The following is an 11,402-nucleotide window of genomic DNA, read 5'->3' as shown; positions in this document are numbered from 1 at the left end:
ACGCAGGAGCTAACGCCAGGAGCTAACGCCAGGAGCTAACGCCAGGAGCTAACGCCAGGAGCTAACGCCAGGAGCTAACGCCAGGAGCTAACGCCAGGAGCTAACGCCAGGTTTCGCTGACCGACTGGGTGCACGCGGTGCCCGTCGTGAGGGTCCGGTTGGCCCCGGACTCCCACGTCACCGCCGAGCCGTTCTTCTTGACGTACTTGTATTCGACGGACGTGTTGGGCGGCAGGCTGACGGTGCCCCGCCACACCGGATAGGTCGCCGACGATAGGGCGACGCCACCGCTGGTGTTCCAGTTGCTCAGCTCGGCCCGGTTGCCCAGCACGTACACGTTCTCGCCCCACACGGTCGTCGCGTTGACCGCGAAAGTCACCGCCACCGACGCGCAAGCCGTCGACGTGGCGCCGACGCGGGCGTTCACGTGCAACGCCACCATGGAGTTCGCCGGCACCGAGGCCGTGAACGTGCCCGACGAGCTGACCGTGTAGGTCGGCCCGGTGCAACTCCCGTTGCTGACGTCGCCGTTGGCGACATCGCAATAGTTTCCCGCCGGCAGCGACGTGGTGAAGGTACGGCTGAGCGTCCCGCCGTCATGGTTGAAAATCGCGTATGCGTTGGAGCCACGCCCGAACGCGATCTGGCTGCCGCCGTTGGACCACCAGTTGGTCACCGACGTCCCGTAGGCGGCGTTGTGGAAGCCCACCATGTTCGCCGTGGTCCGCCATCGGTGCTCGCAGGCCCATCCGGCCGAACAGTTCACCGCCGACGTCGTCCCGTTGGAGGACGCTGGCGGCCCCGCGTCCGCGTTGCTGAACGTGAAGCTGGACATGACCGACGGCGTCCCGTACGGATACGCCAGCATGAACGCCTCGGCCAGCCCGTACGTGGCGCCGTTCTTGTAGGTGAGTTTCGCGCGCCCGTTTCGCTGGGTGTCGTGGTTGTCGATGAACGCCACCGCGTCCCCGCTTGCGAGCAGCATCTGGCCGGGCAGGTTCTGCAGCCCCGAAAGGTTCGCGTCGCGGAACGCGTTGCCCACCACGTCGCCGTACCGGAACTCGGTGACGTCGCCGAGCCTGGTGTACTCGGTCGGGCTGACCTCGCCGGCCCCGCCCTCGATGGTCTCCTGGAAGATGTACGGCGACCCGCTGAGCTGCCCGTAGATGGCCTGCAGGTCGGACGCCGGGATGTGCTTGGCCGCGTCGACCCGGAATCCGTCCACGCCCAGCGAGATCAGGTCGTTGAGATAGCCGGCGAGCTTCCCGCGTACGTAGGAGGACTCCGTCGCCAGATCCGAGAGGTCGACCAGCTCGCAGTTCTGCACCTCCCACCGGTCGGCCCAGTTCGCGATGTCGTCGTTGCCGTTGCGCCCGCAATGATGGAAGTCGTTGTTCCCGTACGCCACGGCCGGATACGAGTAGTGGCCGTACGTGGAGCCGCCGCTGCCCGTGCCCGTGGACGCCCCGCCCGCCATGTGGTTGATCACCGCGTCGACGTAGATCTTCACTCCCGCCGCGTGGCAGGTGCTGACCATCGACGCGAACGCCGCCCGGTCGCCCCGCCGTGTGGTCAGCTGGTAGCTGACCGGCTGATAGTCCTGCCACCACGGGTAGCCCGAGCCCGGCAGCACCACGTGCTCCTGCGGCGGCGAAACCTGCACACCGCCGAAGCCTTTCGGCCCGAGCACGGTGGTGCATTCGGACGCGATCGACGCCCACGGCCATTCGAAGAGGTGGACGATGACGTCCCGCGGCCCCGGGTTCGCGTCGGCCTTGGCGTCGGCCTGGTGGGGACGGCCGATCGCGACCGTGATCGTGGCGGTGAGCAGGGCCAGGACGCCGGGGATCGCCCAGCGGCGCGTTCTCATCGGTGACCTCCTGAGGGGCCTCGGCCGGGGTAGGGCGGGGCCACGGTTCGAGCGGACAGGGACGGTTGTGGGTCGAAGGGCCGGGCAGGCGGTCGAGGGAGACCGAAAGGCTGGTCAGCGGAGGTACGGTCCATCGACCCCGACCTTTCCGGGAGCGGGGTTTCCGGGCAGCGCGAGCACGTACACCCGCAGGTCGCCCTTGGCGGCGACCGAGGCGGTCAGCGTGCCGTTGGTGACGGTCCTGACGTCACCGGTTACGGCGTCGGTGTACGTGCCGTTCGGAATTCCGGAAAATGTGGCACTGTTCGAGACCGCCACCAGCGCGAAACTGTCGACCGAGCCGGACGTGTAGCGGCGCTTGTACGCGATGTCCCCGCTGACCCCGTCGGTCGAGTACTGGCCCATCTGCAGCGCCGGGACCGCGCGCCGGATCTGGTTGAGCCGCTGCACGTGCCTGACCAGCGGCTGGGCGAGGGTGGTCGCCACCGTGCCGGTCGCGCTGCTCACCACTGCGTAGTCGGCGGCCGTCACGGAACCCTCGACCTTGTCGCCGTAGTAGGCACGCCCCGTGGTGGCGAGCGGGCAGGCCGGGCCGCAGTCGATCTGCTTGCCGGCCTGGAACTCGATCTCCGAGCCGTAGTAGAGCGTCGGGATGCCGCGGAACGTCCACATCAGCGACATGTTCTCGGCCCACGCGTCCGTCCCGCCCGTGTACCGGGTCGACGACTTGTTCGGCCCGTAGTCGTGCGAGTCGACATAGACCGCGTTGTAGGTCGCGTCGTTGACCGAGTCGTCCGAGTCCTTCCCGTTGCGGAACGCGTTGCCGGCGTCCGAGAAGTTCATGTGCATCCGCATGTCGATGATGTTCATGCCGGAGAACTGCGAACGGTCGGGCGCGTGATAGGCGTTGCCGCTCAGGAACGCGTTCGTGCTGACCGGCTGGCTGCCGGTGCCCACCTGCTCCTCGTAGTTGTACTGCTCGAGCGCGGCGGTCACGTCGTCGGCAGAATATTCGCGGCGCTCCTTCCAGGTGAAGAACTGCGCCGAGTGGTTGACCGAGCCGCGGTTCCACTTGTCGTTGACGAAGGCGCCGACCTCACCGAAGACGTAGAAGTCCTGCGCCTTCGCCGCCCCGTACTTCTGGGTGAGGTGTTGCTGGATCGCGGGGAGGAACCGGCGGTTCCAGGTGACGCGCGGAATGTGCACGGCGGTGTCGACGCGGAACCCGTCGACGCCCATGTCGATGTACCTGTTGTACGCGTCGATCAGGTATTGCTGGACAACCGGGTTCTCGGTGTTGAAGTCGGCCAGGTCCTCGTGCAGCCAGCAGGACCGCGAGTCCTCACCTTCCCAGTTGCCGATCCAGCACTGGTGGTACAGCGACGACGGGAACATGCCGCTCGCCGGCGACGGCCATTGGCAGTTGTGGATCGCGTACCCCTGAGCGCTGTACTGCCCGGTCGGCGTGCCCCAGTTGCGGCACGTGTTCCCGGCCGGCTCGGCCGTGCTCCACAGATCGCCGTTGTAGGGCCGCCCCTGGGCCAGTTGGTTCTGCTGCGCGGTCAGCGCCGGGTCGGTGCCGTGGAACTCGGTCAGCGGGTCGTACTGCTGCCCGTCCACCTTGGTGCTGTACAGCCAGTCCCACTGCCCGTCTTTCGCACCCCACACCTTGGGTACGAAAAGACCGTTCGCGCCCCACCGCGAGGAATGGTTGTACACGACGTCCTGGTAGATCTTCAGGCCCTTGGCATGCGCCTTGTCGATCAGATCCTGATACGTCGAGCCGGGCGACTCGAGCCGCGGGTCCACCCGGAAGAAGTCCCAGCCGTGATACCCGTGATAGTCGTAATCGGAGCGGTTCAGCACCACCGGCGTGATCCAGATCGCCGAGAACCCGAGGCCCTTGATGTAGTCGAGCTTGTCGACGAGCCCCTTGAAATCGCCGCGGAACATCGGGTCGTGGTTCGCCGCGTTTCCCGAGGCGATGCCCTGGCTGCCGCCGCGGTCGTTGGAGGTGTCGCCGTCGTAGAAGCGCGCGGTCAGCACGAAATAGATGCTTTCCTTGCGGGGATCGCCGCCCAGCATCGCGCCCCCGGCCGCCGGCGGCGGCGCCGTTCCGGTGGTGATGGAAACTGTCGCGCTGGGCGCCGAAAGGTTGCCGGCCGCGTCGACCGCGCGGACGGCGTACGTGTAGGTGGTCGATGCCGCCAGGCTTCCGTCGATGTACGTGTGGTAGCCGCTGGTCAGCACCACGGTCCCGCCGCTGCCGCCACCGCGCGTGATCTCGTAGCCCGTCACTGCCCGGTCATCGGTCGACGCCGTCCACCCGAGAGTGACCGTCACGTGGTCGACCGAGGCGGTCGGGGCGCCCGGCGCGCTCGGCGCGGTCGTGTCGGCCGGCACCGCGCTGCACGGGTCGGTGGCATTCCCGGTCACAGCGCCGTCCTTCACGGTCGAGGTGCCCGCGCTCAGCCGGTAGTTCCCGCCGTTGTTGTTGTCCCAGGTCCCCGAGCCGTTGGTGAAAGTCGCCTGCAGCGACGTGGCCGCGCCGAGCTCGACGGTCTCTTTCGCCCAGCCGTCGCAGGCGGTTTCGTCCATGGGTACGCCCGGTGCCGTCGTCCAGGCCTCTCCCTCGGGCGCGTAGTGCAGGTAAACGGTCGCCCATCGTTTCGGGTAGAAGACCGTCGCTGTGTTGTCGCCGCCGGGCGGCGTGGTGACGGTGCACGGGTCCGCGCTCGTGACCACCCCGCCGGTGATCGTCACGATGCCGGCGCCGACGCTGTAGTTGCGGCCCGAGTTGTTGTCCCAGGTGCCGCTTCCGTTGTTGAAGGTGGTCTGCATGCCGGTGGCGGCGCCGAGGTCGATGTCCTTGCGGTACCAGCCGGCGCAGGAGGCGGCGGTCATCGCCACCCCGGGGACGGCGGTCCAGGAGCCGCCGGTGGGCGCGTAGTGGATGTTGACCGTCGTCCAGGTGGTGGATGGTTTGTAGTAGACGGTGACGGTGTTCGCGGCGGCTGCTTCGGCGGGGCCGACCACGAGCAGGGGGATGGCGGCCAGTGCCGCGAGGACGGCGGTGAGCCACTTTCTGGCCATGGGGATTCCTCCAGCGACCTTGGAGGCGTTGCGATCGCGGACGGATGCGTGGCAAGGCCTGTGACACGGGTGTAATCCCGCGTTCATATTGGTCGTGACGCTAGCAACGACTTGCATCGATTGGAAGAGTTTCCATAGATTTTGCAAGCGCATGCGGAGAAGGTTGTCGATCTGTGTGCCGCTTGGCCTGCGGGCGCATCGACATCGGCCGTGGCCTCGCCGGCCGTGCCGCTCGGGGGTGCGGGTTGGCTCCTCAAGCCAGCAAATGTCTAGTCGCGGCCGAGCGCCTCCCGCCGCAGCATCTGCCACACCGTCGGGGTTCCCGCGGTGGTGGTGACTGCGACGTTGCGGTGGCGGAACCGGGTGTCGGTTGCCTGGTCCAGCAGGGCGGCGGCCAGATCGGCGCGGCTGGTGAAGATGCCGGGTGCGCGGTCCTCGTGCAGTTCGTAGCCGGTGACGCCGGGCGCGTCGAACAGGCCCGACGGGCGCACCACCGTCCAGTCGAGGTTGCCGTCGCGCAGGTGCTGCTCCATCAGCCGCATGTCGGCGTATGTGGTGCGGCCGATCGTGGCCACCACCAGCGGCTGCATGATCCAGTTCATCAAGAAGCCGCCGTCGGCGTGGCGGTGGCGCTCGAGCTGACGGCGACCACCCGTTTGACGCCGTGCTGCGCCATCGCGTGCGTGATGGTGCGGATTCCCTCGCTGTACAGCGTGATCGGCGCGCGGCTGAACGGTGTGCCCAGGGTCGACAGGACGGCGTCGGCGCCGGTCACCGCGCGGCCGACTGCCTCGCTGTCGCGTACGTCGGCGTGCTCGACCGTGAGCCGCTCGTGCCGCAGCGGGAAGTCGCCGGGCCGCCGGGTGACGGCGACTACGTGGTGGCCGGCGGTGATCGCCTGCTGGGTCAGCAGGCGTCCGGTGGGTCCGTTGGCCCCGAAGACGACGATTCTCATGGTGCGCTCCCGCGCTTGCCCGGTGAAGTGCTATGAATCTTATATCTTATGAGAACCGAAACATATGTGATTCGGAGGACAGATGGCTGTTGCCGGACGGTTGACCGGGGACAAGGATTCGAAGGTCATGCCAACAAGGGAGGCGCCGTGCTCTTCGGCCGCGACGACGAGCTACGGACGGTCCTGACGACCGTGCGCGCCGGCGGCAGCCTGCTGGTCGCCGGTGAGCCGGGGATCGGCAAGTCCGCCCTGCTGGACGCGGCCGCCGAGCGGGCCCACGGCGAGGCGCACGCGGTGCTGCGCGCGGCCGGCGTCGAGTTCGAGGCGGGCATCAGCTTCGCGGGACTCAACCAGTTGCTGATGCCGGTGGTGCGTGACGGCGCGGCCGCCGAACCGGCGCTGCGCGTCGCGCTGGGGCTGGCCGAAGGGGCGGCGCCCAGCTTCCTGGCCCTGGCCAATGCGATCCTCGCCCTGCTCGGCGAGCTCGGCCGCGCCGCGCCGGTGCTGGTCGTCGTCGACGATTTTCCCTGGCTCGACCGCTCCAGCGCGATCGTGCTCGGCATGGTCGCGCGGCGGCTCAGCGGGCTGCCCGCGGCGCTGATCGGCGGGCAGCGCACCGGCGAGGCCGGCTTCTTCGAGCACGGCGGCATGGCGCGGCTGATGCTCGACCCGCTGGACGACCGCGCCGGCGACGAGTTGCTCCGGGACCGCTTCCCGGCGCTGTCCCCGCGCGCGCGGCGGCGAGTGCTCGGGGAGGCACAGGGCAACCCCCTCGCGCTGACCGAGCTTCCCGGCGCGCGATCCGGCACGCCGGCGCCCGCGGCCCTGCCGATGAGCCGCAAGCTGCAGGAGGTCTTCGCCGCCCGGATCGACGCCCTGCCCACCGCCTCGCGGGACCTGCTGCTGATGGCCGCCCTCTCGGGGCCGGCCGACCTGCGGGCCGTGGCCGGATCGGCCGACAACCTGGCGAGCCTCGACCCGGCCCTGCGCGAGGGCATCGTCGCGCTCGATCACCGGTCCGGGCGGGTCGGCTTCCGGCATCCGTTGAGCCGGCTCGCCGTCGTCGGGCTGTCCACGCCGGGCGAGCGCCACCGGGCCCACCGGGCGCTGGCCGACCGCGCGTCCGATCCGGTGCGGCGCGCCTTCCACCTGGCCGAGTCCACGGTCGAGCCGGACGAGGCGGTCGCCGGGGCCGTCGAGCGGGCCGCGCACATCGTGCTGGCGCGCGGGGACGCGGTGGCCGGCGTCGAGACGCTGACCCGGGCGGCCGAGCTCAGCGCCGACCGGGACGCCCGGCTGCGCCGGCTGGCCGAGGCGGCGACCATCGGCGCCGAGGTGCTCGGTGAGCTCGGCAACGCCGAGGAGCTGGTCGAGATCGCTGGGCGCTCGGCCGGGGACCCGTCGGGCTCGCTGCAGTTGTCCACGGCAGCGGCCAGCGTCCTGTTCAACCGGGACTCGGTGGTGGACACGCCGCACCGGCTGCTCACCCTCACGCTGCGCGCGCAGGCCGCGCGCGCCGACCCGGAAACCCTGTCCGAGGCGCTGCAGCTGTTGCTCGTGGTCTGCTACTTCGGCGGCCGCGCCGAGTTGTGGCCGCCGTTCCACGAGGCGATGGCCCACCTCGGCGAGAGCGTGCCGGTGTCGCTGGTGGTTCTCCGCGCGATGCACGGCGACCCGGCCCGGCTCGGCGCGGACACCGTGCGGTTGCTCGAGGACGAGCTGCGGCGCCTGCCGGCAATGGAGAACCCGGCCGACATCATCCGCCTCGGCGTCGCGTCGGTCTTCGCCGACCGCATCGGCGACTGCCGGCAGGCGCTGCTGCGGGTCGTCGAGGACGGCCGCAAGGGTGGCGCCGCCGCGGCGGCGATCAACGCGATCGTGTCGCTGAGCGTGGACGCGTGGAAGCACGGCCGGTGGGGCGAGGCCGAGCGGCTCGTCGCCGAGGGGCAGGAGCTGGCCGCCGGCCTCGGCTACCTGCGGTACGTGTGGTGCTTCGAGGGCTACGTGCTCAACCTCATCGGCGCGGCCCGCGGCGACGAGCGGGCCGGGCCGGCCGCCGAGGAGCTCGACCAGTGGGCCCGCTCCCGCGGCGCCCTGGTCGTCCGCGCGATGGCCTTCGAGATCCACTGCCTGGCGGCGCTGGGCCGGGGCGACTTCGACGCCGCGTTCCGGGCGGCCACCGAGATCAGCCCGGCCGGGGTGCTGCGCCCGTACATGCCGCATGCTCTCTGGGTGATCTTCGACCTGGTCGAGTCGGCGACGCGCACCGGCCGCGACGAGCAGGCGCGGGCCCACGTGGCGGCGGCCCGCGAGGCCCGGCTCGATCAGTTGTCGTCGCGGCTGGCGCTGGCGGTGCACGGCGCGCAGGCGCTGGTGGCCGACGACAAGGACCGGGTCCGCTTGTTCGAGCGTGCTCTCGCCGGCCCGGACGCCGACCAGTGGCCGTTCCTGCTGGCCCGGGTACGGCTGTGCTACGGCGAGACGCTGCGCCGGCGCCGGCAGGTCGCCGAGGCGCGGCGGCAGCTGGCGGCGGCGCAGGAGGTCTTCGAGACCCTGGGGGCGCGGCCGTGGGCGCGGCGGGCCGGGAACGAGCTGCGGGCGGCGGGCGTGGCCGCGCCCGAGCCGCGCAGCGGGCTCACCGCGCAGGAGCGGGAGATCGCGCAGCTCGCGGCCACCGGGATGACGAACCGTGAGATCGGCGAGCGGCTGGCGCTCTCGCCCCGGACGGTCGCGGCGCATTTGTACCGCGTCTACCCCAAGCTGGGCATCACCTCACGGGCGGCGCTGCGGGACGCGCTCTCGGCCCTGCGGTAAGGGCGGCGTGCAGGGCGGCGTCGTCCGTGCCGATCAGCGGGCGCGCGGCCAGCCACGCCGCCGCCGCGGCCGGGTCGTGGCTGGTCCCGGTGGTCATCTCACGCTCGGCAAGAGCTTTCATCACCCCATCGCGTACGGGCGTGGCACCCGTCAACAGCCCGCCCCCGAGAACGACGGGACCCCGCGTCGCGACGGCATCCAGCGTGGAGAGCAACTTTCGTACGCCGTCGGCCACGATGCCCGCGGCGGCGGGATCCCCATCGCGGGCCGCCGCGCAGACGATCGGCGCCAGGGCGTCGATGTCGGCGAGCGGCAGCGCCTGGGCCCAGCGGACCAGCTCGTCGGCCGACGACGCGGCGGCGTGCGCGGCCACGGCCCGGGCGAGCGGGGACGACCAGATGCGGACCGCGTGCCGCAAGGCCTGCAAGCCCATCCAGCGGCCCGAGCCCTCGTCGCCGAGCAGCCAGCCGAGACCGTCGGCCACCTCGACGATCTCGTGGCCGGCTATGCGGGCCGCGACCGCGCCGGTGCCCGCGATCAGCGCCGCCCCCGAGGGCGAGGGGGTGCCGGCGGCGAACGCCGTGACCACGTCGCCCACGATGCGCATCGGGCAGGTCAGGCCCAGCGAGGCCCACATGTCGGCGAAGGCCGCGGCGATCGCGGGATCGCCGGTCGCGCTGGTCCCGGCCACCCCGAGCACCCCGCCGGCCACCCGTGCGGGATCGCACCCGGCCAGGGCCTCGCGCACCGCCGTACCGATGGCCTGGGCGGCGGCCGGACCGCGGGAGAGCGGATTTCCCGGGCCGGCGACCGCCCGGCCGGCGACGACGCCGGCGAGGGTGGCCACGACGGCCCGGGACGCGGTGCCGCCGGCGTCCACGCCCACCACCAGATCCATGGTCAGGATCGAAGCATAGAAACTTCTTATTGACTAGCGGCGTCCACGGTCGTAATTTTCATCGTCAACGGCATTCGATGAAAAGGACGACCACGTGACGGGTGAGAGCGGCGGGCTGCTCGGGCGGCTCCGCATCGAGGGACCGCAGATGCCGGAGGCGCTGGCGCGCATCGCGGAGACGATTCTGGCCGACCCCGAGACCGCGGCGCATGCCAGCATCGTCGACCTGGCCGAGCGCTCGGGCACGTCGACGGCGACGGTCACCCGGTTCAGCCGGACGCTCGGCTTCAAGGGGTACGCGAACCTGCGCGTCGCCATCGCCACCGAGACCGGCCGGGCCGAGCAGGCCCGCTGGGAGACCGACATCAGCGGCGACATCGCCCCGGACGATCCGCTCACCGACGTGCTCGGCGTGGTCACCGCGGCCGACACCCGGGCCATCCAGAGCACCGCCGCCGGTCTCGACGTCGCCGCGGTCGAGCGGGTCGCCGCCGCCATCGCCGAGGCGAAGCGGGTCGAGATCTTCGGGCTCGGCTCGAGCGGCACCGCCGCCCGCGAGATGGCGTTCCGCCTCGAGCGCATCCGCGTTCCGGTCTGGCACCGCACCGACTCGCACACCGCGCTCACCAACGCCGCGCTCCTGCTGCCCGGCGACGTCGCGATCGGCCTGTCCCACTCCGGCCGTACCCGCGAGGTGATCGAGACCCTCGCCGAGGCGGCCGACCACGGCGCGCTGACCGTCGCGGTCACCAGCTACGCCCGGTCGCCGCTGGCCGAGGTCGCCGACGTCGTCTTCACCACCAGCGTGCAGGAGACGACGTTCCGGCTGGCCGCGCTCTCCGCGCTGCACTCGCAGCTGCTGGTGCTCGACCTCATCTACGTGGCGGTCGCCCAGCGCACCTACGAGCGCACGGCCGAGGCGCTGGAGCTCACGGTCCGCGCCGTGGACGCCCACCGCTTGCCCGAGAAGATCCCGTCCCGCAAGCGCGGCCGCCCGAAAGGACAACCGTGAGTGTCACCAGCAACCAGTACCTGACCACGCTGCAAGAGGTGGTCGCCAGGATCGGCGCCGGCCAGGAGCAGGAAAAACGAAGAGCAGCGGAGATCCTGACCGAGGCCGTACGCAACGGGGGTGTGATCCAGGCCTTCGGCTGCGGGCACTCCGAGGCGCTGGCCATGGAGATCGCCGGCCGGGCCGGCGGCCTGGTCCCCACCAACCGGATCGCCCTGCGCGACATCGTCCTGTACGGCGGCGACCCGATCGAGGCGCTGGCCGACCCGATGGTCGAGCGCGGCACCGAGATCGCCCACCGCCTCTACCAGCTCGCCCCGATCAAGCCCGACGACGCGTTCGTCATCGCCTCCAACTCCGGCATCAACGGCGCGGTCGTCGAGATGGCGCTGCTGGTCAAGGAGCGCGGCCACGCCCTGGTGGCGATCACCTCGGCGCAGCACTCGGCCGGGGTCGAGTCGCGCCACCCGAGCGGCCGCAAGCTCGGCGACATCGCCGACGTGGTGCTCGACAACGGGGCGCCGTACGGCGACGCCGCACTGCCGCTGCCCGGCGGGGGAGCGGTCGGCGCCGTTTCGTCGATCACGGCGGCGCTGCTCGCCCAGCAGATCGTCACCGAGGTCGTCGCCAACCTGATCGCGGACGGCATCACGCCGCCCATCTACCTGTCGGACAACGTGCCCGGCGGCAAGGAACACAACGCACAGATTGAGGCGCGGTACGCCGGGCGCATCCGGCGCACCGCATAAGGGAAGAAGGC

Annotated in this window: 8 protein-coding genes; 3 read left to right on the top strand and 5 right to left on the bottom strand. The window is 71.0% G+C overall.

The genetic code is table 11. The features are described 5' to 3' along the window. Window positions 1–100 precede the first annotated feature (100 nt). The 4 genes from ACIA5D_RS20260 to ACIA5D_RS20245 form a co-directional block, all read right to left on the bottom strand. Window positions 101–1,870, bottom strand: coding sequence for a carbohydrate-binding module family 20 domain-containing protein (locus ACIA5D_RS20260; protein WP_396031648.1), 1,770 nt, complete (start codon window positions 1,868–1,870; stop codon window positions 101–103). A 114-nt stretch (window positions 1,871–1,984) separates the two neighbouring features. Next, on the bottom strand, window positions 1,985–4,963 hold the full coding sequence (locus tag ACIA5D_RS20255) for a carbohydrate binding domain-containing protein (RefSeq protein WP_396031647.1): 2,979 nt from the start codon (window positions 4,961–4,963) through the stop codon (window positions 1,985–1,987). A 269-nt stretch (window positions 4,964–5,232) separates the two neighbouring features. Next, window positions 5,233–5,565 carry an NAD(P)H-binding protein gene (locus tag ACIA5D_RS20250; protein WP_396031646.1) on the bottom strand — a complete coding sequence of 111 codons (333 nt, stop codon included), beginning with the start codon at window positions 5,563–5,565 and terminating at the stop codon, window positions 5,233–5,235. Then, a complete protein-coding gene (locus ACIA5D_RS20245; RefSeq protein WP_396031645.1) occupies window positions 5,565–5,918 on the bottom strand; it encodes an NAD(P)-dependent oxidoreductase in 354 nt (117 codons plus the stop codon). The genes ACIA5D_RS20250 and ACIA5D_RS20245 overlap by 1 nt, the downstream gene beginning before the upstream one ends. Window positions 5,919–6,065: 147 nt before the next feature. Between ACIA5D_RS20245 and ACIA5D_RS20240 the strand changes: the two genes are divergently transcribed. Next, a complete protein-coding gene (locus tag ACIA5D_RS20240; protein WP_396031644.1) occupies window positions 6,066–8,732 on the top strand; it encodes an AAA family ATPase in 2,667 nt (888 codons plus the stop codon). Here the strand turns inward: ACIA5D_RS20240 and ACIA5D_RS20235 are convergent. Next, window positions 8,686–9,630, bottom strand: coding sequence for an N-acetylglucosamine kinase (locus ACIA5D_RS20235; protein WP_396031643.1), 945 nt, complete (start codon window positions 9,628–9,630; stop codon window positions 8,686–8,688). The genes ACIA5D_RS20240 and ACIA5D_RS20235 overlap by 47 nt on opposite strands. Before the next feature lie 94 nt (window positions 9,631–9,724). On the opposite strand from ACIA5D_RS20235, the gene ACIA5D_RS20230 reads away from it, so the two are divergent. Both ACIA5D_RS20230 and ACIA5D_RS20225 read left to right on the top strand, forming a co-directional pair. Next, window positions 9,725–10,642 carry a MurR/RpiR family transcriptional regulator gene (locus ACIA5D_RS20230; RefSeq protein ID WP_396031642.1) on the top strand — a complete coding sequence of 306 codons (918 nt, stop codon included), beginning with the start codon at window positions 9,725–9,727 and terminating at the stop codon, window positions 10,640–10,642. Further along, window positions 10,639–11,391, top strand: a complete 753-nt coding sequence (locus ACIA5D_RS20225; RefSeq protein ID WP_396031641.1) for a sugar isomerase domain-containing protein — start codon at window positions 10,639–10,641, stop codon at window positions 11,389–11,391. The genes ACIA5D_RS20230 and ACIA5D_RS20225 overlap by 4 nt, the downstream gene beginning before the upstream one ends. The last annotated feature ends 11 nt before the right edge of the window (window positions 11,392–11,402 follow it).

The sequence above is a fragment of the Actinoplanes sp. NPDC051513 genome, from assembly GCF_044454685.1.
Classification (GTDB): domain Bacteria; phylum Actinomycetota; class Actinomycetes; order Mycobacteriales; family Micromonosporaceae; genus Actinoplanes.
The sequence above is the reverse complement of the archived record's forward strand: the minus strand, read 5'-3'. Positions and strand labels throughout refer to the sequence as shown.

Excerpts from the sequence above, each read along its gene's own strand:
- ACIA5D_RS20245 (WP_396031645.1), bottom strand. The coding sequence starts at position 5,918 with ATGAGAATCGTCGTCTTCGGGGCCAACGGACCCACCGGACGCCTGCTG.
- ACIA5D_RS20255 (WP_396031647.1), bottom strand. The coding sequence starts at position 4,963 with ATGGCCAGAAAGTGGCTCACCGCCGTCCTCGCGGCACTGGCCGCCATC.
- ACIA5D_RS20250 (WP_396031646.1), bottom strand. The coding sequence starts at position 5,565 with ATGAACTGGATCATGCAGCCGCTGGTGGTGGCCACGATCGGCCGCACC.
- ACIA5D_RS20260 (WP_396031648.1), bottom strand. The coding sequence starts at position 1,870 with ATGAGAACGCGCCGCTGGGCGATCCCCGGCGTCCTGGCCCTGCTCACC.
- ACIA5D_RS20235 (WP_396031643.1), bottom strand. The coding sequence starts at position 9,630 with ATGGATCTGGTGGTGGGCGTGGACGCCGGCGGCACCGCGTCCCGGGCC.